Source organism: Rhodococcus sp. P14 (assembly GCF_000256505.1).
Taxonomy (GTDB): Bacteria; Actinomycetota; Actinomycetes; order Mycobacteriales; family Mycobacteriaceae; genus Rhodococcus; species Rhodococcus ruber.
In genome coordinates this window covers 1-20,193 of record NZ_AJFC01000022.1, presented here as the reverse complement: position 1 = coordinate 20,193, position 20,193 = coordinate 1, and the positions used below count along the sequence as shown (strand labels likewise).

Here is a 20,193-nt window from a genome sequence, read left to right as displayed (position 1 = left end):
GCGGCGCCCCCCTGCCGCACCCGGCGGTGGCGCAGCTCGTCGCCGGGCTCAAGCCCAGCCTGCCGATCCTGACGACGAGCCTCGGAACCTTCGACACCGCGTCGGCGGCCGACCGGACGCGTGGCCGCATGGCTCTCGGCGCGCACCGCAAGATCGACACCGCCGTCGCGCTGATGGAACAGCACGTGGACACCGATCAGCTGTTGAGCCGCCTCGACGTGCCCCGGCCGTCCGTCACGACCCCGCAGATGTTCGAGTACCAGCTCATCGACTGGGCACGCCGCCGGCGCCGGCACATCGTGCTGCCCGAGGGCGACGACGATCGGATCCTGCGCGCGGCGGGCCGTGTCCTGCAACGCCGGATCGCCGACCTGACGATCCTCGGCGACGAGACCCAGGTGCGGCGCCGGGCCACCGAACTCGGCGTCGACCTGAGCGCCGCGGAGGTGCTCGATCCCAGATCGTCCGACCTCGCCGAGCAGTTCGCCGAGGAATACGCCCGGCTGCGTGCCCACAAGGGAATGACGATCGAACGCGCCCGCGAAATCATGAGCGACATCTCGTATTTCGGCACGATGATGGTCCATCTCGGCATCGCCGACGGCATGGTCTCCGGTGCCGCGCACACCACCGCCCACACCATCCGGCCGTCCTTCGAGATCGTCAAGACCGAACCCGGCGTGTCCACGGTGTCGAGCATCTTCCTCATGTGCCTGTCGGACCGGGTGCTCGCCTACGGCGACTGCGCGGTGGTCCCCGACCCCACCACCGAACAGCTCGCCGACATCGCGATCTCCTCCGCCGCCACCGCCGCCCGTTTCGGCATCGAACCGCGCATCGCGATGCTGTCCTACTCGACCGGCGAATCCGGGTCGGGCGCCGACGTCGACAAGGTCCGCGCCGCCACCGCCCTGGTGCGCGAACGCCGGCCGGATCTGCCGGTGGAAGGACCGATCCAGTACGACGCCGCGATCGAACCGTCCGTCGCCAGCGCCAAACTGCCCGGCTCGGAGGTCGCCGGCCGGGCAACCGTGTTCATCTTCCCGGACCTCAACACCGGCAACAACACCTACAAGGCCGTGCAGCGCAGCGCCGGAGCCGTCGCGGTCGGGCCGGTCCTGCAGGGCCTGCGCAAGCCCGTCAACGACCTGTCGCGGGGGGCGCTGATCCAGGACATCGTGAACACGGTGGCGATCACCGCCATCCAGGCGCAGGAGGCCGACGAATGAGCGCCCGGACGGAAGGCACCGTGCTGGTGCTCAACTCGGGCTCGTCGTCGATCAAGTTCCAGCTCGTCCACCCCGGGACCGGGGAGTCGGTGGCGCACGGTCTCATCGAGCGGATCGGCGAGCCGGAGGGCCGGGTCGTGTTCCACCACACCACCGGAACCGAGGAACACGTCGGTCCCATCGAGGACCACCGGGCCGGACTGCGGATCGTCCTCGACTGGGTGGAGGGACTGGGCCGGCCCCTGCGCGAGGCCGGCATCATCGCCGTCGGCCACCGGCTCGTCCACGGCGGTGAGGTGTTCCACGAGCCCACCCTCGTCGACGACGACGTGGTGCGCACCGTCGAGGAACTGTCCGTTCTTGCGCCGCTGCACAATCCCGCGAACGTCATCGGCATGGAGGTCGCGCGCGAGGAACTGCCCGACATTCCGCACGTCGGGGTGTTCGACACGGCGTTCTTCCACGCCCTGCCCGCCGCAGCCGCGACCTACGCGATCGACCGGGACGTCGCCCGGGCACACGGAATCCGGCGGTACGGGTTCCACGGCACGTCGCACCAGTACGTGTCCGAACGTGCGGCGCGGTTCCTCGGACGCGAGCTGTCGGAGCTGAACCAGATCGTGCTGCATCTCGGCAACGGTGCGTCGGCCTCCGCGATCGCCGGCGGCCGGCCCGTCGACACGTCCATGGGACTGACCCCTCTCGAAGGTCTGGTGATGGGAACCCGGTGCGGTGACATCGATCCCGGCGTGCTGCTGCATCTGAATCGCAGCGCGGGGATGGACGTCGACACCATCGACGGCCTGCTCAACCGGCGCTCCGGGCTCAAGGGCCTGTCGGGTGTCAACGACTTCCGGGCGCTGCTGCGGCTCGTCGCCGAGGGTTCCGAGGACGCGAAGCTGGCCTACGACGTCTACGTGCACCGGCTGCGCAAGTACCTCGGCGCATATCTCGTCGAACTCGGCGGCGTCGACGTCGTCGTGTTCACCGGCGGGGTGGGCGAGAACAACGTCGACGTCCGCCGCGACGCCCTCGCCGGCCTCGAACGCCTCGGCATCGTCGTCGACGACGCACGCAACGTCGCGCCGGAGCGCGGCGAGCGACGCATCTCGGCGGACACGTCGCAGGTGGAGGTCCTCGTGATCCCGACCGACGAGGAGCTCGCGATCGCGCGGGCGGCCGCGGCGCTGGTGTAGGCGAGAGGGACGTTTCCGCGCCGAGCGGGAGGTTGTCGTCGAGGCCACTCGGCCGATACCGCGAGATCCTCCCGCTCGCTTCCTCACCACCGGGCGCCGGCCGCCCGCAACGCCGCCCGTACTCGCTCGAGCACGACGTCCGGGCGCTCGGCGAGCAGTCGAGCGTCGACTCGGACGACCCGCCGTCCCGCGGACTCGAGCAGCGCGTACCGGTCGATGTCCCGGGTGCGCTGGGCGGGGTCCGTCCAGTGGTGTCCGCCGTCGTACTCGACGAGAACCCGCCAGGATCGCCACCCCAGGTCGGCGCGGGCGAGCAGTCGTCCGTCCGCGGCACGGACGTGGATCTGGGTCTCGGGAACAGGAAGCCCGCCGCGCACGAGCAGCAGGCGCGTCCGTGTCTCGGGCGGGGACTCGGCGCCGCCGTCGACGAACTCGAGCACCTGACGCAATGCGGACACCCCACGCGCTCCCGCGTGCCGGCAGGCGAGCTCGCGGATCTCCGCAGGCTTCACGCCGGTGGCGTGACACAAGGCGTCGAGGAGTTCGACAGCACGGTCCCCTTTCGCAGTGCGGCCGAGGTCGAACCCCGTCCGCGCCGGACTTGTCACCGTCATTCCGTCCACGCGGCACAATTCGTCGTCGTCCGGGATGCCTTGCCGGACGACGATGCCGGAGGGCGCACGCACGTGACCGGCCCGAAGCAGCTCCGCCGGGGCGGAGCCGTCGATCCACTTCGTCCCGTGCAGCGCCGCGGCCGACAGTCCGGCGAGCGTTCCCCTGCCCGCCGACCACAACCACGCCGCCCGGACCCTGTTGCGTGCCGTAGGCGCGACACCTCGCCGCACGTAAACAGCGCGGTGCAGGCGGACGAATCCGTGCCGCAACTCGTAGGCGGTCAGCGCACCGGACGCGATAGCCTCGGTGCCCCGGAAGGGAGCGTCGAAGGAATGCACGGACGCACACGATGCAGGGCGTCCGGCCGTTGCGGAACCCACCTCGCCGGACTGTGGACAACTTCGGAGTTGTCCACAGGGACGGTGAGCGGGCGACCCCCGCGCCGAGCGGGAGGTTGTCGTCGAGGCCACTCGGTCGATGCCGCGCGATCCGCCCGCTCGCTCACAGCAGGCTGCGGGGGCGGATGGCGTTGGCCAGGTCGACGAGCGTGAAGCGGTGGGCGCGGGTCGGCGCGTTGCGGGCCAGGTCCCGCAGACCGGTCTCGGTACCGCTGCGAAGACCCCTCTCGTCGAACGGGACGTCGAGAATCGGGTCCGATTCGCGCCGTGCCGAGTGCCCGGCGCGGACCCAGTCGAGAGCGATCGAGAGCACCAGGGTGCGCATCTGCAGAAGCCGTCCCTCCTCGGGCGACAACGTCGCCACCCGCCGCGCGGCCTCGCGCAGGTCGGCCTCCTCGATCTCCTCGACCGGACGGTCGTGCAGCAGGATCAGCACGGTCGTCATCCGGGCGACGGCGTGGTGCCGGGAACTCGGCGGCACCTGGTCGAGAGCGGCGATCGCGGCTGCCCGATCGCCGCGGAGGGTGAGTTGCCGCGCCAGACCGAACGCGGCACTCACCACGTTGTGGTCGGTGCGCCACACGGTGCGGTAGTAGTTCTCGCAGAACGCGCGCCAGGCACCGGGATCGTCGCTCTCCCAATGCTGCAGGATGAGTTCGGCCGTGGCCGCCAGGGCGAGCTTGGGTGCGGCCTCGCCGGGCGTCGCGGCGAGCACCTTCTCGAATCTGCCGAAGGCGGACTCGTATTCGCCGTTGATCAACTCGGCGAGACCGGCGTACCAGTCGATGCGCCAGTCCGCTCCCAGGTCACGTTCGAGCTTGCCCAGGATCTCGGTGGCGCGCACGCCGTGCCCGAGGTCGAGATGGGCGCGGACCTCGGCGAGGGTGATCTCCCGGGAGAACGAGACGTCGGCCGTGCCGACGACGCGCTCGATGCCGTTGTCGCGCGCGTGGCGCAGCGCGTCGAGGGTCTGCTGAGGTTCGCTGTGCACCGCCGCCGCCAACAGTGCCGCGCTCGGATCGAGCGGGTCGAGCAGCGGAACGGGCAACGCCGCCGCCACATCACGCGCCGCGAGGTTCTCGTCCCGTTCGACACCGTCGACGATCGAATCCGTGCGCCCGACGGCCTCGTCCGTGCCGAACGTCGTCCGCTGCCGGCTGAACACCGACGACAGCCCCGGATGCTCCTCGCCGGTCTGCTGCGACAGGATCTCGCGCAGGACACCGGTCAGCTGGCTCGCCATCTCGTCGGCCGACTCGAACCGCCGCTGCGGATCGGAATCGGTGGCCCGCAGCAGCAGCCGGTGGTAGGACTCGTACTCCGCCAGCAGCGGCGCCTCGGTCGGCGTGGGGAGGCCGTCGGCCGGACGCCCCTGCTTCCACGGCATGTCGAGGGTCAGCACGGCGAGGGTCCGGCCGACGGTGTAGATGTCGGACGCCACGGTCGGGCCGGTGCGCACGATCTCCGGGGCCTGGTAGCCCGGCGTGCCGTACAGGTAGCCGTAGTCCTCGATTCCGGTGACGGCACCGAGATCGATGAGCTTGAGTTGCTCCTCGGTGACCATGATGTTCTCGGGCTTGAGGTCGTTGTAGACGAGCCCGACCGAATGCAGATAGCTCAGCGCCGGCATGATCTCGAGGACGTACGCGACGGCCTGCTCGACGGGCATCCGCGCGGGCTTGGGGCAGGTGTCGAGCACCTCGCGCAGCGAGTGCCCGCCGACGTATTCCATGACGATGTAGCCCATCGGGCTGCCGTCGGGGCGAGGGTGTTCGACGAAGTTGAAGATCTTCACGATGCTCGGATGCGTCACCTCGGCGAGGAACTGCTTCTCGGCCAGCGCGACGGCCTGCGCCTCGGCGTCTCCCGAGTGCAGCAGACCCTTCAGGACCACCCAGCGATCGCTGACGTTCCGGTCGATCGCCAGGTAGATCCAGCCGAGACCACCATGGGCGAGACAGCCCTGCACGACGTACTGTCCGCCGACGACGTCGCCGACCGCGAGCATCGGAGTGAACTCGAACGGGGTTCCGCACGAAGGGCATCGGCCCGACGTCGCGCCCGGTCCGTTGGGGGTGCTGCGGCCGACCGGCTTGCCGCACTTCCAGCAGAACCGTTTGCCCTCGGCGACATGCGGGTCGCGCAGGACGACGGACTCGGGATCGACGGGGGTCGGGACGGGGATGTCGACCATACCTGCGAGACGTCGCCGCGACGGCAGCCGCGACCGGGAGCGGCGCGAGGACGACCGCTGCGACGGCACGCTCGCCTGGCGGCTGCGCTGTGTTTCCGGACCGATGCTCGGTGCTGTTTCCGGACCGATGCTCGGTGCTGTTTCCGGACCGATGCTCGGTGCTGTTTCCGGACCGATGCTCGGTGCTGTTTCCGGACCGATGCTCGGTGCCGTTCCCGGACCGATGCTCGGTGCTGTTCCCGGGCCGGCGCTCGGTGCGGTCGCCGGACCGGACTCCGGCGGGGCCGCCGGTGCAGTGGCCGGACCGGAATCCGGGGGTGCCGCGGACGCTGTCGCCGGTCCGGTGTCGTCGTCGGTGTCGGACATGGGTTCTCTCTAGTCCACGTACGTCGGGGGCGGCGGCGCCGGGGCGGGCCCCAGGACGGTGAGCCAGCGGTTGTAGATCTGCGTCCACGTGCCGTCCCGACGGATCCGCTCCAGGGTGCCGTTGACGAACCGCACCAGATCCTCACGGCCCTGCGCGATCCCGATGCCGTAGGGCTCGGTTCCGATCGGCGCCCCCACCAGTTCCAGGTACGGGTCCTGGGAGGCGAGCCCGGCGAGGATCGTGTCGTCGGTACTGACCGCGTCGACCTGGCGCTGCTGTAGCACGACGAGACAGTCCGCCCACGACGGGACCGTCAGGATCGCCGCGGACGGCTGCAGTTGCCGCAGACGCATCAGCGACGTCGTGCCGCGCACGACACACACCCGCCGGCCGGCGAGATCGGCGACGTCCCGGACGTCGGAGCCCTGGACCACCAGGACACGCTGCTGGGCGACGAAGTACACCGTGGAGAAGTCGACGCGTTCACGTCGGGCGCACGTGATCGTCATCGTCTTCGCGACGATGTCGACGGTGGAATCCTGCAGGGCCTGCTCCCGGTCCGCGGAGTTCAGGATCCGGAAGTCGAGCAGGTCCGGGCTGCCGAGCAGATCCCGGGCGATCTCGCGGGCGATGTCCACGTCGAACCCGGCGATCCGGCCGGTCGAGGGGTCGCGGAAACTCATCAGGTTGCTGCCGGTGTCGAGCCCGACGACGAGGCGCCCGCGCGCCCGGATCGCATCGAGGGCGGGCCCGGTCGTCGCCCCGTCGGGACGCAGCCCGGCGGTCGGGTCGCCGCAGTCCGGCTCCGGGGGGATCGGCACGTCGGTAGGCGCGAGTGCGGCGCGCTCCGGCAGCGGCGGCTCGGTGTAGGACACGTCGGGGCCGACGACGATCTCCGGCTGCGACGTCGCGCACCCACCGGTGAGGACGGCCGCGGCGACGACGGCGGCGAGGAGGGCGTTGCGGATGTTCACAGGTACTCCCGGATCCGTGGCGCCAGTCCTCCCACGACGCCGATCCCCGCGAGCACGGTCAGCACCCACGCGGCCGGTGCGAGCGCGGACAGCGTGTCCGCGGCGCGGACTTCGTTGCCGCGGAGTTCGGCGCGCGCGAGGTCGATGCCCCGTTCGAGGGCGCGGTCGACGGCGTGGAACTGGGCCGCCGCCTCGTCGGGCCCGGGGCCGGTGGCGAGGATCGCGGCAGCCGGGTAGTCGCCCCGGTCGAGCGCCGCCTGCACGCGGTCGTGCGATGCCAGCCAGGCCGTGCGCGCTTCGGCGGCGCGGCCGGCGGGTTCGGCCTGGGTCTCCACGTCGGCCGCCGCGGAGCCGGTGAGCAACTCGTCGAGACGGTCCATGCTGCCGTCGAACATCGCGTCGTATTCGCCGGTGACGTCCCGCCGGACCAGCTGCAGCGTCTCGGCGGTCCGGGCCTGCTGGGCGAGGATCCGGCTGTCGGTGAAGACCCCGAGCGGTTCGCCGCCGCGCTCGACGGCGTTCCGGGTGGCGCTCGACGAGATCAGTCCCGCAACGAGGAGCCAGCACAGCAGGATCCCCGTCGAGGCGATGGCCGCGAGCAGACCGAGGTTCAGGGTGCGGCGGCTGATCCGCGAGACGATCACGTGCACGCCGGTCAGCGCGACGACCGTCACCAGCAGCATCCCGATCGACGTCCACGGCGGCTGCACGGCCGCACGCTGGGTGGACGTGACGGCGGACGAGCTGCGTTCGTACAGTTCCTGCGCCATCGGCAGCAGTTCGGACTGCATCAGGTGCGAGGCCTCGCCCAGGTAGGCGGCGCCCACGGGGTTTCCGACGCGGTTGTTCGCACGAGCCGTCTCCACCAGGCCGGTGTAGACGGTGAGCCGACCGGCGATGTCCGCCACCAACCGGGCGCCCACCCTGTCGTCCGCGGCGATTCCGCCGGCCGCGGCGACGAGCTGGGTGGACGCCTCGCCGACGGCCTGGGTGTAGCGTTCCCGCACCTCCTCGGGTTCGATACCGCCCGCGATGAAGCCGGTGGCGGCGGCCGCGTCCGCGACGGACAGGGCACTGTAGAGACTCTGGGCGGCGTCGGCGAGGGGTTCGACGGAGGTGAGCAGCCGACTGTGCGTGGCCTGCCGGCTCGTCACGGTCTGACCTGCGACGATGCCGGAGACGATGAGGAGGATCAGCAGCAGGGCGCCGAGCGTGAAGAGTGCGACGGGGGTGGATCGGAGCAGGGCGCGCCAGTCGTCGGCGCGGCGGTCGTGGTCGACGACGGGACCGGACACGTCGCCGCGCTGGAGGCGACCCCCGACCGCGCCGAGCGTGGGGGTCACGCGCACGTCCACGAGAGCACCCCTTCCGATGTGGCACTGTGTGTGGCGAGCATATAAGCAGTACTGGGATGTTGTTGCCGTCCGAGGACGGTGGACGCCCGGCTCGCGGCCTGCGACCGGGCGGCAGGGAGGCGGACGCGATGCGAGGTGACGGGGACGGCTGGGCCGTCGGACCCGACGGTGGTCGCCGGTGGGGCAGATTCGGCGCGGCCGGGCTGCTGCTGCGTGCACCGCTGCCCGACGGCACCCCGGCCGTGTTGCTGCAGCACCGCGCGGCGTGGAGCCACCAGGGCGGCACGTGGGCGCTGCCCGGCGGCGCCCGCGACAGCGACGAGAGTCCCGTCGTCGCGGCTGTACGGGAAGCCGAGGAGGAGACCGGGATCGACCCGGCTGCCGTGAGCGTGCGCACCGAGCGGGTCACCTCCGGCGTCGACGGAGGATGGACGTACACCACGGTCGTCGCGGACACCCCGAGCCCGATGGAGACGACCCTCAACGGGGAGAGCACCGAACTGCGCTGGGTGCCGGAGGCGGACGTCGAGACCATGCCCCTGCACTCCGGGTTCGCGGCCGCCTGGCCGGACCTGCGGACCCGGGCGGTGCGGATGCTGCTCGACACGGCCAACGTCCTCGGCGCGCGGCCGAACGGCTGGTGGCGTGACCGGCCGGGCGCCACCGCGCGACTGCTCGCGGAGCTGGCGGAGTCGGTGCCCCGCACCGTCGAGCTGCCCGGCGGCTCGTTCGGCTGGGTGAGCCGCATCGAGGCGGTCCTCGAGGGGCAGGCCCGCGCGGCGGTGATCGACGACGACCGCACGCTGGTGCACACCGCCGCCGGCAGCGGAGACGACGAACTGGCCGTCCTGGCGAAGGGCACGTCGGCGGTCCTGGACCAGGTGCTCACCGTGGTGGTGACGGCCGACCGGGGACTGCGCGCCCGGCTGCCCGGGGATGTGCCGACCCTGGCGCCGTCGACGGTGCTCGACTGGCTGTGACGGACCGTCAGCGGGCGGCGCCGCCAGTGCGGCCGCCGCGGGTGCGCGGCCGGCTGTGACGGACCGTCAGCGGGGCAGCGCGGCCCTCAGCGCGGCCGCCGCGGTCCGCGGATTCGGTGCCGCGGTGATGGCGCGGACCACCGCGATGCGGGTGGCGCCGGCGTCGAGCACCTCGGGCAGCCGCTCGGCATCGATGCCGCCGATGGCGAACCACGGCCGCCGCGGCTGCGACCGGGCCACCTCCCGCAGCACTTCGAGGCCCGCTGCGGTGCGGCCCGGCTTGGTGGGGGTCTCCCACACCGGTCCGTTGGCGAAATAGTCGACGCCGTCCTCGATGTCGGCCAGGCTGGCCTGGGCCCGGCTGGCGGTGGAGCGGCCGATCACCACGTCGTCGCCGAGGACCTGCCGGGCGTACCGCACGGGCAGGTCGCCCTGCCCGAGGTGCAGGATGTCGGCGCCGGCGGCCAGGGCGATGTCGGCGCGGTCGTTGACGGCCAGCAGGGCCCCGTGCCGGTGGCAGGCGGCGGCGAGCACCTCGAGCGCCTCGAGCTCCTCGCGGGCCTCGAGCGGGCCGAACTTCTTCTCGCCTGCCGAGCCCTTGTCGCGGAGCTGGACGATGTCGACACCGCCCGCGAGTGCCTCCTCGACGAATCGGGCCAGGTCGCCGGTGTCGCGACGGGCGTCGGTGCACAGGTAGAGCCGGGCCTGCGCGAGGCGTTCCCGGGGGGCGGGACGGTTGCCGCGGTAGGTAGTCACGGCGGAGACGGTAGTCTCTGCTCTGAACGAATCGACACGGGAGTCCCGGGGATCGCGGGGCTGAGAGGGGGCCTGCCGGCCCCGACCGTCAGCACCTGAACCGGATCATGCCGGCGCAGGGAGTGAGGTGGACGAACTGTTGGGAACCGTATCCGTCGTCGGCGGAGGCGTGATCGGGCTGTCGATCGCCTGGCGCACGGCCCGGGCCGGCTGGACCGTGACCGTGCACGACCCGTCCCCGGGAGCGGGGGCGTCGTGGGTGGCCGGGGGGATGCTCGCACCGTTGTCGGAGGGCTGGCCGGGTGAGGAACACGTCCTCGAGCTGGGTGCCGCGTCGCTGGCCCGCTGGCCGGCGTTCGGTGCCGAACTGCTCCGGGAGACCGGCCTCGACCTGTTCACCTCCACCGCCTCGCTGACCGTCGCGCTGGACGCGGCCGACGCCGCCGACCTGCGCACGATCGCCGAGTGGGTGTCGGCGCAGGGGCACGAGATGCGCGTGCTCGGCCGCGCCGAGGTGCGCGAACTCGAGCCGTCGCTGGGGCCGCGCATCCGTCTGGGTCTGCTGGCCCCGGACGAGCTGGCCGTGGACAACCGGGTCCTCGTCGACGCGCTGCGACGGGCTGCCGCCGGGGCCGGCGTCAGCTTCGTCGACGAGCCGGTGCGTGACGTCACCGAACTGGACGCCGACCGGGTCGTGCTCGCGGCCGGTGCCGCCTCGGCGCGGTTGTGGCCGGGCCTGCCGGTGCGGCCGGTCAAGGGGGAGATCCTGCGGCTGCGGACCCGGCCGGGCGCGGCTCCCGCCCCGCACCGGACGGTCCGCGGCAGCGTGCACGGCCGGCCCGCGTACCTGGTGCCGCGCGCGGACGGACTCGTCGTCGGCGCAACCCAGTACGAGGCCGACGACACGCAGGTCACCGTCGCGGGGGTGCGGGATCTCATCGCCGACGCCGAGGCGCTGTTCCCGGCGATCGGCGAGTACGAGCTGTACGAGGCGAGTGCGGGGCTGCGACCCGTGAGCCCGGACAACCTGCCGCTGATCGGCCGGCTGTCCGAGCGGGTGATCGCCGCGACCGGGCACGGCCGCAACGGCGTGCTGCTGACCCCGGTCACGGCGGACGCGGTGGTCGCGGAGCTCGCGGACGAACCGCTCGCTGTGGCGAAATATGCTGATCCGCAACGATTTACCGAGGAGTGAGTGTGATGAACGGTGCGCCGACGGTGGGAGTCACGGTCAATGGGGAGGAGCGCTGGTTCGCCCAGGCGCCGACGATGGCCGAGCTGCTGAGCGGACTCGGCCTCCCCGACCGGGGGGTCGCCGTCGCCGTGGACGGTGCCCTCTTCCCCCGGGGACGGTGGTCCGAGCGCGTCGAGAAGGGCTGGCAGATCGAGGTGCTGACGGCGGTGCAGGGTGGCTGAGCGCAACCCCGGCCACGACCCCGGCCACGACCTGCCGCCCCTGACGATCGCCGGACGCAGCTTCGCCTCGCGGCTGATCACCGGCACCGGTGGGGCCGCGAATCTCGCCGTGCTCGAGGAGGCCCTCGTCGCCTCCGGCACCGAACTGACCACCGTGGCGATGCGCCGGGTGGACGCGGCGTCCGGGACCGGCGTGCTCGATCTGCTGCGCCGCCTCGACATCGCGCCGCTGCCCAACACCGCCGGCTGCCGCGGCGCCGCCGAGGCGGTGCTCACCGCGCAACTCGGTCGCGAGGCTCTCGGGACGGACTGGGTCAAGCTCGAGGTCGTCGCCGACGAACGCACGCTGCTGCCCGACGCGATCGAACTCGTCTCGGCCGCCGAACAACTCGTCGACGACGGGTTCGTCGTGCTGCCCTACACCAACGACGATCCGGTGCTGGCGCGACGGCTCGAGGACGTCGGCTGTGCCGCCGTGATGCCGCTCGGCTCGCCCATCGGCACGGGGCTGGGCATCTCCAACCCGCACCACATCGAGATGATCGTCGAGGCCGCCGGGGTGCCGGTGATCCTCGACGCGGGCATCGGTACCGCGTCCGACGCCGCGCTCGCGATGGAACTCGGGTGCGACGCGGTGCTGCTGGCGACCGCGGTGACCCGGGCGAAGGACCCGGCGCTCATGGCGTCGGCGATGCGCCACGCCGTCGAGGCGGGCTTCCGGGCCCGGCACGCGGGCCGCATCCCGAAGCGGTTCTGGGCGCAGGCCTCGTCGCCGCTCGAACCCTGAGGCGACCGGATGTGAGGCGGTGACGGTCGGTTTCTCGACGGACCCGGTGGTGCCGCACGCGTCGCGGCACCCCCGGCCTCGTCGAGGGCGGAGAACGGTCGTGCACGGGGGGGCACTGCCCGCGCTCGCAGGGCGGCAGCGGCGGCGGACGAAGGTCGTGCGAAACCGGTCGCCCCGCAATGCCGGCGCACGCCCGTCTATTGCCTCCAGCGGATCGGGGGAGCATGGTGAAACCCGGGGGGACGACAACGACCGGCGGCGCCGCGTCGGCACCGCCCTGAGGAGAAGGGTGCCGATCGTGTTCGCACGCTCGACCACAATTCACGCGCATCCGTCGTACATCGACGCCGGGATCCGGCACGTACGCGACACCGTGATGCCCACGCTGGCAGACATCGAGGGCTGCCTCGGCATGTCCCTGCTCATCGATCGCGGCACGGGCCGGTGCATCGCGACCAGTTCGTGGCGGGACGAGGACTCGATGCGCGCCAGCGAGGACACGGTGCGCATGCTCCGTGACGACGCGGCCAGGATCTTCCACGGCACCACGGAGGTGTCGCGGTGGGAGATCGCCGTCGTGCATCGCGACCACCGTTCGGATCGCGGGGCCTGGTGCCGGGTCACGTGGGTCGAGACCGACCCGGCGCACATGGACCGCGGCGTCGACCTGTGGAAGATGGGCGCACTGCCCGAGCTGGAGGAACTCGACGGGTTCTGCAGCGCCAGCCTGATGATCGACCGCGCATCCGGCCGCGGGGTGTCGTCCGTGACGTTCGACAGCGCCGAGGCGATCGAACCCCACAGAGAACGCCTCGACGGTATCCGGGCCGCAGTGACTCGCGAGGCGGGCGCGGAGATACTCGACACCTGCGAATTCGAGCTCGCCATCGCGCACCTGCACGTCCCCGAGACGGTGTGAACCGCAGGCTCGGGACCGGTCGTCCTCGATCCGGCGAAGTCTCGTCGCCGGCCGAAATGTCGCCCTGGCCGGAGTGAGCGCGGTGCGGGGTCTTCGGTCCGGACGGACCTGCGCGGTCGCGGGTGGGACTCGCGCCTGCTGAACCGTGGCGGTGGGTGAGTGTCGGGGCGGAGGACGACCCCGCGCGGCGCGATCCGGCCGAATCGGGCAGGCTGTGGGTCATGATCGAAGTGACCGGACTGACGAAGACCTTCGGTTCCACCGTCGCCGTCGACGACGTGACGTTCACCGTCCGGCCGGGGATCGTCACCGGATTCCTCGGCCCCAACGGTGCCGGGAAATCCACGACGATGCGGATGATCCTCGGCCTCGACCGGCCCACCGCCGGGACCGCGCTGATCGGCGGCGTCCCCTACCGCCAGCTGAAGCGGCCGCTGCGGACCGTCGGTGCCTTGCTGGATGCGCGCTGGGTGCACCCGAACCGGTCGGCGCGGGCCCACCTGCGCTGGCTCGCCGCATCCAACGGGCTGCCGAACTCGCGGGTCGAGGAGGTGCTCGCGCTCGTCGGCCTGACCGAGGTGGCCGACAAGCGCGCGGGCGGCTTCTCGCTCGGCATGTCGCAGCGGCTGGGACTGGCCGGCGCGCTGCTCGGGGATCCGAAGGTGCTGTTGTTCGACGAGCCCGTCAACGGCCTCGACCCCGAGGGCATCGTGTGGATCCGCCGATTCATGCAGGCCCTCGCGGCGGAGGGGCGCACCGTGCTCGTGTCGAGCCACCTGCTGTCGGAGATGGCGCAGACCGCGGATCATCTGCTGGTGATCGGCCGGGGCCGGCTCATCGCGGACACGTCCGTCGCGGAGTTCGTCGAGCGGGCGTCGGAGGCGACGGTGCGGGTGCGCAGCCCGCAGCTCGACACCCTCCGCACGGCACTGGCCGGGCAGGGCCACGCCGTCCGGGACGACGACGGCGCGCTGATCGTCAGCGGCGTCACCACCGCGCAGGTCGGGGAGCTCGCCGCCGCGCACTCGGTCGTGCTGCACGAGCTGGCGAGCCGGAACGCATCGCTCGAGGAGGCGTTCATGAAACTGACCGGAGACGACGTGGAGTACCAGGGAGCCGTGGCCGGAGACCCGGCCGTGCAGCCCATGAAGGGGGAGCTGCGATGAGCGTGGCCGTCGACAACACCGGGGCGGCGAGCGTGGCCGTGGACACCGTCAAGGCGGAACGGATCAAACTCACCTCCACCCAGTCGCCGTGGTGGTGCACCGTCGTGATCGTCGCGCTCGGCCTGGGCCTCGCGGCGATCCTCGGCGCCGCCTCCAAGGCGAGCATGTCCGTCGACGACGAGATGGGCCGGTTCTACCCGACCGTGGACGTCGCGGTCAGCGGCGTCGCCGGCTTCGGCGTGCTCGTGCTGATGATCCTCGCGGCGCTGTCGGTGACGAGCGAGTACCGGTTCGGGGTCATCCGCACCACGTTCCAGGCGATGCCGAACCGCAGCGTCGTGCTCGTCGTCAAGGCGCTGCTGATCGGGCTGTTCGGCGCGGTGCTCACCGGCGTGCTGGCGCTCGCGTCGTTCGCCCTCGCCAAGGCCCTCGCGGGCCCGGAGGCCGGGCGGGAACTCGTCCTCGAGGGCGACCAGGCCTGGCGGTCGATCTACGGCGTCTCGATCTACGCGCTGCTGTGCGCAGTGCTCGCCGTCGCCGTCGGGGCGCTGCTGCGCCAGTCCGCCGGCACCATCGCGCTGCTGTTGCTGTGGCCGCTGCTGATCGAGTCGCTGTTCGCCTTGTTCGGTTCGTTCGGCCGGCAGGTGCAGCCCTTCCTGCCGTTCGCCAATGCCAACCACTTCCTCGGCAGCGATCAGGGCATCGACTTCCACTGGGGACCGTGGGGTTCGCTGGTGTACTTCGCGGTGTTCGTCGCCGTGGTGTTCGCGGCCGCGCTGGTCGTGGTGAACCGGCGCGACGCGTGAGTATCCTCGGCGGATGAACCGGGGAGTGCGGGTACGGGCCGGGGGCGTCGCCGCAGCGATCGTGCTGCTGGCGGCGGCATGTTCGGAGGAGCCACCGCCACCACCACCGGTGGATCCGGCCGCGCTGGCGCAGGCCGTGGGAATCGATGCGGTGGTCGGGCATCTCACCGAACTCGACCGCATCGCCACCGAGCACGACGGCAACCGCGCCGTGGGCACCGCCGGCTACGACGCGAGCGTGGACTACGTCGCCGGCCGGCTGCGCGACGCCGGATTCGACGTGCAGACCCCGGAGTTCGACGTCCGCAGTTTCGACGTCGAGGCCGAGACCCTGACCGTCGCCGGCGCGCCGGTGCCGGTCCGGGCCCTCGAGTTCTCGCCGTCGACCGGTCCGGACGGACTCACCGCCCGCCTCGTGCCGGTGCCCGCCGACGACACGCCCGGGTGCGAGGCCTCCGACTACGAGGGGCTCGACGTCTCCGGTGCCGTCGTGCTCGTCACCCGCGGGGTGTGCCCGTTCTCCGTCAAGCAGCAGGTCGCTGCGGGACGGGGGGCGGCGGCGCTCCTCGTCGCCAACAACGAGGACGGTGCGCTCACCGGCGCGACGCTCGGCGAGGAGGGCGACGACCGCGTGCCCGCCGCGGGGATCAGCGGCGCCGACGGCCGCGCGCTCGCCGCTGCCCCCGCCACCGTGACCCTCCTCCTCGACACCCGCATCGAGAGCGTGCGCTCGCGCAACGTGCTCGCGCAGACCGCCACGGGCTCGACCGACGACGTGGTCGTCGTCGGCGCCCACCTCGACAGCGTCCCGGAGGGCCCGGGCGTCAACGACAACGGCACCGGCGTCGCTGCGGTGCTCGAGACGGCGCTGCAACTCGGCAGCGAACCGGGCGTCACCAACGCGGTGCGGTTCGCGTTCTGGGGCGCCGAGGAGGTCGGGCTGGTCGGCTCCACCGACTACGTGGCCTCCCTGGACGACGCCGGCCGCGAGGACATCGCCCTGTACCTGAACTTCGACATGCTCGGCTCGCCCAATCCGGGATACCTCGTCTACGACGGCGACGACTCCGACGCGGTGGGCACCGGTCCGGGACCGGAGGGCTCGGCGGGCATCGAGCGCACGTTCCTGGCCTACCTGACCTCGCGCGGCATCGCCGCCGACGGAACCGATTTCGACGGGCGCTCCGACTACGGGCCGTTCGTGGACGCGGGCATCCCCGCGGGCGGTGTGTTCTCCGGTGCCGACGACCGCAAGACCCCGGAGCAGGCGCAGAAGTGGGGCGGCACGGGCGAGGAACCGTTCGACCCGAACTACCACAGCCCGCAGGACACGCTCGCGAACATCGACCGGGCGGCACTCGCCGTCGCCGCCTCGGCCGTCGGATACGGGGTCGGCACGTATGCGCGGGCCGTCACGGGACCGGACGGGGTTCCGGTCGGACCGCAACGCACCGAGGTCCGATCCGATGGATGAGACACCGGGGTTCGGTCGTCGCCTCGTGGACCGATTCGCGGCCGTCGACCGGCGGCCCGAACTGGTCCGGCTGGCCCGGCGGCTGCGACGCACCCTGCCCGGCGACCCCGGCTTCGGCGATCCGTTGTCCACGGCGGGGACCAGCGGGCCGCAGGCGGTCGCGCGGCTGGCCGGGAGGTGGCGAGACGTCGACGAGCCGAGCGCGGTGCACGAACTCGGCTTCGGCGTGCTGCAGGCGTGGCAGGCGCTGCTCGAACGCACCGGCGCCGGGCGCGGCGACCGGGAGGTCACCGTGGTCTTCACCGACCTCGTGGGATTCTCGACGTGGTCCCTCGCCGCGGGCGACGTCGCCACCCTCGACCTGCTGCGGCGCGTCGCCTGGGCACTGGAGCCGGCGTTCACCGACCGTGGCGGCACCATCGTCAAACGGCTCGGCGACGGTCTGATGGTGGTGTTCGACCGGCCGGAACGGGCGCTGGAAGCGATCTTCGCGGCCCGCGCCGCCCTGACCGAGGTGACCGTGGACAGCTACCGGCCACGGATCCGGGTCGGCGCTCACACCGGCCTGCCCCGGCGGATCGGCAGCGACTGGCTGGGCGTCGATGTCACCGTCGCGGCCCGCATGATGGAGCTCGCCGGGAACGGGCACGTGGTGGTGTCGTCCGCGACGCTCGACGCCTTGCCGCCCGGCGCGGTCGACGCGCTCGGTCTCGAGGTGCGCCCGCATCGGCGTGGGCTGTTCACCTCGGCCCCCAAGGGTGTGCCGCCCGAACTCGGGATCTGGCGGGTCAGGACTGCAGTCGCCACAGGGGGTTGACCGGGCCGTGCCCGGCGCCGAGGTCGTACGACCACTCGAGGCACCGGGTGACCCACTCCTTGCCGAACGCGACGGCGTCGGGCACCGACCACCCGTGGGCCAGGGCCGACGCGATCGCCGCGGCGAGCGTGTCGCCGCCGCCGTGGTCGTTGCCGGTGTCGATGCGGGGACTGGTGAACTCGAGAAAACGATCCCCGTCGAACAGCAGGTCGGTGCTGACCTCGGAGGTGCGCAGGTGCCCGCCCTTGACGACGGCCCACTGGGCGCCGAGGTCGTGCAGCGCCTCGGCGGCGCGCCGCGCGGAAGCGTCGTCGACGACCTCGATACCGGTGATCAGCCGCACCTCGTCGAGGTTCGGCGTGACCACGGTGGCCTGCGGGATCAGGGTGTGCCGCACCGCGTCGAGGGCCTCCGCGTGCAGCAGGGGATCGCCGTGCATCGACGCGCACACCGGGTCGACCACGAGCGGTACCGGCCGGTCCCGGCCGATGCCGACCTCGGTGCACACCGCGGCGACCGCCTCGATGATCCCGGTGGAGGCGAGCATGCCGGTCTTGGCGCCCGAGACCCCGATGTCCTCCACCACGCAGCGCACCTGCGCGGCCACCGTCTCGGGCGGGATCTCGTGAAAGCCGCTGACGCCCACGGAGTTCTGCACGGTCACGGCCGCGACGGCGACGCAGGCGTGCACGCCGCACATCGCCATGGTGCGCGAGTCGGCCTGGATCCCGGCCCCACCCCCCGAATCGGTGCCGGCGATGGTGAGGGCACGGACCGGGGTTCGGCCCTTCGGGGGCAGGGGCAGCAGCTTCACGGCTGCGACCCTACCGATCCGGTCCGATTGCCGGCCCGGCCCCCCGGCTCGGATCCCGGCCGCGCGTGCGGCCGCCGATGTGCGCTGCCACACCGGCGCGGCACCGTCCCGGGGCAACGTCCAGTTTTGTCTCACACGTCTCGGCAGATGCACCCTGCATGCTCTATAGTGGCGTAGGTCACAGTTCGGTTACGGCACCACGGAGGGGATCATGCTCGTCAACTCGCCGCGCACCGAGGTGACCGACAACAAGGATCAGAACCGCTTCGAGCTACGCCTGAACGGGGATCTTGTCGGGATCCTCGGGTATTTCGACACGGATCGTCCCTCCGGCGTGCCCGGACGCAACCATCCCGTCGTCGATTTCCTGCACACCGTCATCGTCGAGGACTTCGGGCACCGTGGGCTCGCGGGCGTTCTCGTGGGCCGCTCCCTGGATCTCGCGCGCGAGCGGGGCTGGCGGGTCCGTCCCGTGTGCACCTATGTGCAGCGCTTCCTCACCGCCCACCCCGAGTATCGGGACGTCGTGCTGCCCCTCGAGCCGGCCGCCGGTCGTCGCTGACGCGCCGGGCCGGGGACCGGACGTCTCAGTCCGCGAGGTCGACGACGACCGGCGCGTGGTCGCTCGCCCCCTTGCCCTTGCGCTCGTTGCGGTCGATCTCCGCGCCGGCCACACGCGCCGCGAGCGCCGGGGAACCGAGGACGAAGTCGATCCGCATGCCCTGACGCTTCGGGAATCGGAGCTGGGTGTAGTCCCAGTAGGTGTACACCCCCGGGCCCGGGGCGTGCGGGCGCACCACATCGGTGAAGCCGCTGTCGAGGAACGCGCGGAACGCCTCCCGTTCCGGCTCCGACGTGTGGGTCTTCCCCTCGAAGAACGCCGGATCCCACACATCCTCGTCGGTGGGCGCGATGTTCCAGTCGCCGACGAGCGCGATCTGCGTCTGCGGGTCGGCGGCGAGCCAGGCCTGGGCGTCGGCGCGCAGCTTCGCGAGCCACTCGAGCTTGTAGACGTAGTGGGGATCGGCCAGTTCGCGGCCGTTGGGCACGTACAGGCTCCACACCCGCACCCCGCCGCACGTCGCGCCGATCGCCCGGGCCTCCTGCGCCGGGTCGGCGTCCGGGTCCTTGGTGAATCCGGGCTGGTCCTCGAACCCGATCTGCACGTCGTCGAGACCGATGCGGGAGGCGATGGCCACGCCGTTCCACTGGGAGAGCCCGACGTGTGCGACCCGGTAGCCGAGCTCTTCGAACCGCTCGTACGGAAACTGCTCGTCCTTGCACTTGGTCTCCTGCATGGCGAGCACATCGGTGCCCGACCGCTGCAACCAGTCGAGGATCCGGTCGGCACGGGCACGGACGGAGTTCACGTTCCAGGTAGCAAGACGCACGGTCCCACTCTAGGCGAGCGGGCGGACAGGTTCCGTCGCGTACCGGTAGCGATGGTGCTCGACGAATCCGAGCGCCCGGTACAGGCCCCGGGCGGCGTCGTTGTCCGCTGCGACCTGCAGGTATGCGTGGGTGGCGCCGTGGTCGCGTCCCCACTGCAGCAGGGCGCCGCACACGAGCGTGCCGAGGCCGCGCCGGCGGTGTGCGGCGGCCACCTCCACGGCGGTCAGCCCCACCCAGCGCCGCCCGTCGGGGGCATCGGTGACCGCGGCACGGGCGATCGCCAGGGTCGCGGTGTCGCTGCCGATACGGCCGAACCCCAGCGCGCCGCCCAGGACGGACTCGACGACCGCCCGGCCCTCGGCGGGCACCGGAGCACCGCGATACCGGTACAGCGACAGCCAGCCGGCGTCCGGGCGGGGGCTCACGGCCACGGGGGTGGTGACACCGGGCAGTGGCACGTTGTCGAGGTCGGCGGCCAGCACCTGCACCTCGTCGCTCGGGGTCCATCCGTGCGGGATGCGCGCGAGCCGGTCCGGCA

General features: G+C 72.1%; 21 protein-coding genes and 1 riboswitch. Of the genes, 13 read left to right on the top strand and 8 right to left on the bottom strand.

Translation table 11 applies throughout. The features are described 5' to 3' along the window. Positions 1–1,229, top strand: a 1,229-nt coding sequence (pta, locus tag OEY_RS0101865; RefSeq protein ID WP_010592250.1) for a phosphate acetyltransferase, incomplete at its 5' end; no start/stop codon positions are given. Continuing rightward, entirely contained in the window at positions 1,226–2,425 is a 1,200-nt protein-coding gene (locus OEY_RS0101860) for an acetate kinase (protein ID WP_010592249.1), read from the top strand. The genes pta and OEY_RS0101860, both read left to right, overlap by 4 nt. Before the next feature lie 83 nt (positions 2,426–2,508). Here the strand turns inward: OEY_RS0101860 and OEY_RS0101855 are convergent, their stop codons facing one another. Both OEY_RS0101855 and OEY_RS0101850 read right to left on the bottom strand, forming a co-directional pair. Then, positions 2,509–3,378 carry an endonuclease domain-containing protein gene (locus tag OEY_RS0101855; RefSeq protein ID WP_010592248.1) on the bottom strand — a complete coding sequence of 290 codons (870 nt, stop codon included), beginning with the start codon at positions 3,376–3,378 and terminating at the stop codon, positions 2,509–2,511. A gap of 163 nt (positions 3,379–3,541) precedes the next feature. Next, the gene (locus OEY_RS0101850) at positions 3,542–5,632 is read right to left on the bottom strand and encodes a serine/threonine-protein kinase (protein ID WP_010592247.1); all 2,091 of its coding nucleotides are present in this window, start codon (positions 5,630–5,632) and stop codon (positions 3,542–3,544) included. On the opposite strand from OEY_RS0101850, the gene OEY_RS31485 reads away from it, so the two are divergent. Beyond that, a complete protein-coding gene (locus tag OEY_RS31485) occupies positions 5,622–6,011 on the top strand; it encodes a hypothetical protein (RefSeq protein WP_443216034.1) in 390 nt (129 codons plus the stop codon). The two genes, OEY_RS0101850 and OEY_RS31485, sit on opposite strands and share 11 nt — an antisense overlap. On the opposite strand, the gene OEY_RS0101845 is transcribed toward OEY_RS31485, so the two are convergent. Continuing rightward, positions 6,008–6,973, bottom strand: coding sequence for a glutamate ABC transporter substrate-binding protein (locus OEY_RS0101845; RefSeq protein WP_010592245.1), 966 nt, complete (start codon positions 6,971–6,973; stop codon positions 6,008–6,010). The two genes, OEY_RS31485 and OEY_RS0101845, sit on opposite strands and share 4 nt — an antisense overlap. Continuing rightward, complete coding sequence (locus tag OEY_RS0101840; RefSeq protein ID WP_010592244.1) at positions 6,970–8,328, bottom strand: hypothetical protein; 1,359 nt, start codon at positions 8,326–8,328, stop codon at positions 6,970–6,972. The genes OEY_RS0101845 and OEY_RS0101840 overlap by 4 nt, the downstream gene beginning before the upstream one ends. 128 nt (positions 8,329–8,456) lie before the next feature. Here OEY_RS0101840 and OEY_RS0101835 point away from each other — a divergent pair, with 128 nt between their 5' ends. Further along, positions 8,457–9,308 carry an NUDIX hydrolase gene (locus OEY_RS0101835; protein ID WP_010592243.1) on the top strand — a complete coding sequence of 284 codons (852 nt, stop codon included), beginning with the start codon at positions 8,457–8,459 and terminating at the stop codon, positions 9,306–9,308. Between the two features lie 66 nt (positions 9,309–9,374). Here OEY_RS0101835 and thiE read toward each other — a convergent pair whose 3' ends face one another. Continuing rightward, positions 9,375–10,064 (bottom strand): thiamine phosphate synthase, encoded by a 690-nt coding sequence (gene thiE, locus OEY_RS0101830; RefSeq protein WP_010592242.1) that lies wholly within the window; start codon positions 10,062–10,064, stop codon positions 9,375–9,377. Positions 10,065–10,090: 26 nt separating this feature from the next. Next, positions 10,091–10,203: riboswitch (TPP riboswitch) on the top strand. Here thiE and thiO point away from each other — a divergent pair. The 8 genes from thiO to OEY_RS0101790 all read left to right on the top strand — a co-directional run bounded on the left by thiO (position 10,201) and on the right by OEY_RS0101790 (position 17,449). Beyond that, positions 10,201–11,259 (top strand): glycine oxidase ThiO, encoded by a 1,059-nt coding sequence (gene thiO / locus OEY_RS0101825; RefSeq protein WP_225222524.1) that lies wholly within the window; start codon positions 10,201–10,203, stop codon positions 11,257–11,259. It overlaps the preceding riboswitch by 3 nt. 5 nt (positions 11,260–11,264) lie before the next feature. Further along, complete coding sequence (gene thiS / locus OEY_RS0101820) at positions 11,265–11,480, top strand: sulfur carrier protein ThiS (protein ID WP_010592240.1); 216 nt, start codon at positions 11,265–11,267, stop codon at positions 11,478–11,480. Then, positions 11,473–12,267 (top strand): thiazole synthase, encoded by a 795-nt coding sequence (locus OEY_RS0101815; protein WP_010592239.1) that lies wholly within the window; start codon positions 11,473–11,475, stop codon positions 12,265–12,267. Before thiS ends, OEY_RS0101815 begins: the two co-directional genes overlap by 8 nt. Positions 12,268–12,556: 289 nt before the next feature. After that, complete coding sequence (locus OEY_RS0101810; protein ID WP_010592238.1) at positions 12,557–13,186, top strand: antibiotic biosynthesis monooxygenase; 630 nt, start codon at positions 12,557–12,559, stop codon at positions 13,184–13,186. Between the two features lie 221 nt (positions 13,187–13,407). Then, positions 13,408–14,352 (top strand): ABC transporter ATP-binding protein, encoded by a 945-nt coding sequence (locus OEY_RS0101805; protein ID WP_029539854.1) that lies wholly within the window; start codon positions 13,408–13,410, stop codon positions 14,350–14,352. Further along, positions 14,349–15,158, top strand: coding sequence for an ABC transporter permease (locus tag OEY_RS0101800; protein ID WP_010592236.1), 810 nt, complete (start codon positions 14,349–14,351; stop codon positions 15,156–15,158). Before OEY_RS0101805 ends, OEY_RS0101800 begins: the two co-directional genes overlap by 4 nt. Positions 15,159–15,171: 13 nt before the next feature. Further along, on the top strand, positions 15,172–16,632 hold the full coding sequence (locus tag OEY_RS0101795; RefSeq protein WP_192811055.1) for a M20/M25/M40 family metallo-hydrolase: 1,461 nt from the start codon (positions 15,172–15,174) through the stop codon (positions 16,630–16,632). After that, positions 16,625–17,449, top strand: coding sequence for an adenylate/guanylate cyclase domain-containing protein (locus OEY_RS0101790; protein WP_010592234.1), 825 nt, complete (start codon positions 16,625–16,627; stop codon positions 17,447–17,449). Before OEY_RS0101795 ends, OEY_RS0101790 begins: the two co-directional genes overlap by 8 nt. On the opposite strand, the gene thiD is transcribed toward OEY_RS0101790, so the two are convergent. Beyond that, positions 17,421–18,263, bottom strand: coding sequence for a bifunctional hydroxymethylpyrimidine kinase/phosphomethylpyrimidine kinase (gene thiD, locus OEY_RS0101785; RefSeq protein WP_010592233.1), 843 nt, complete (start codon positions 18,261–18,263; stop codon positions 17,421–17,423). The two genes, OEY_RS0101790 and thiD, sit on opposite strands and share 29 nt — an antisense overlap. Before the next feature lie 211 nt (positions 18,264–18,474). Here thiD and OEY_RS0101780 point away from each other — a divergent pair, with 211 nt between their 5' ends. Beyond that, positions 18,475–18,825: a GNAT family N-acetyltransferase gene (locus OEY_RS0101780; RefSeq protein ID WP_010592232.1), complete on the top strand. Its 351-nt coding sequence runs from the start codon at positions 18,475–18,477 to the stop codon at positions 18,823–18,825. 25 nt (positions 18,826–18,850) lie between these two features. Here OEY_RS0101780 and OEY_RS0101775 read toward each other — a convergent pair whose 3' ends face one another. Both OEY_RS0101775 and OEY_RS0101770 read right to left on the bottom strand, forming a co-directional pair. Continuing rightward, positions 18,851–19,654: an exodeoxyribonuclease III gene (locus OEY_RS0101775; protein WP_010592231.1), complete on the bottom strand. Its 804-nt coding sequence runs from the start codon at positions 19,652–19,654 to the stop codon at positions 18,851–18,853. A gap of 9 nt (positions 19,655–19,663) precedes the next feature. Then, positions 19,664–20,193, bottom strand: a 530-nt coding sequence (locus tag OEY_RS0101770) for a GNAT family N-acetyltransferase (RefSeq protein WP_010592230.1), incomplete at its 5' end; no start/stop codon positions are given.

Coding starts and splice junctions, on each gene's coding strand:
- OEY_RS0101860 (WP_010592249.1), top strand. CDS start 1,226: ATGAGCGCCCGGACGGAAGGCACCGTGCTGGTGCTCAACTCGGGCTCG.
- OEY_RS0101790 (WP_010592234.1), top strand. CDS start 16,625: ATGGATGAGACACCGGGGTTCGGTCGTCGCCTCGTGGACCGATTCGCG.
- OEY_RS0101835 (WP_010592243.1), top strand. CDS start 8,457: ATGCGAGGTGACGGGGACGGCTGGGCCGTCGGACCCGACGGTGGTCGC.
- OEY_RS0101805 (WP_029539854.1), top strand. CDS start 13,408: ATGATCGAAGTGACCGGACTGACGAAGACCTTCGGTTCCACCGTCGCC.
- OEY_RS0101780 (WP_010592232.1), top strand. CDS start 18,475: ATGCTCGTCAACTCGCCGCGCACCGAGGTGACCGACAACAAGGATCAG.
- OEY_RS0101795 (WP_192811055.1), top strand. CDS start 15,172: ATGAACCGGGGAGTGCGGGTACGGGCCGGGGGCGTCGCCGCAGCGATC.
- thiS (WP_010592240.1), top strand. CDS start 11,265: ATGAACGGTGCGCCGACGGTGGGAGTCACGGTCAATGGGGAGGAGCGC.
- OEY_RS0101800 (WP_010592236.1), top strand. CDS start 14,349: ATGAGCGTGGCCGTCGACAACACCGGGGCGGCGAGCGTGGCCGTGGAC.
- OEY_RS31485 (WP_443216034.1), top strand. CDS start 5,622: ATGTCGACCATACCTGCGAGACGTCGCCGCGACGGCAGCCGCGACCGG.
- OEY_RS0101850 (WP_010592247.1), bottom strand. CDS start 5,632: ATGGTCGACATCCCCGTCCCGACCCCCGTCGATCCCGAGTCCGTCGTC.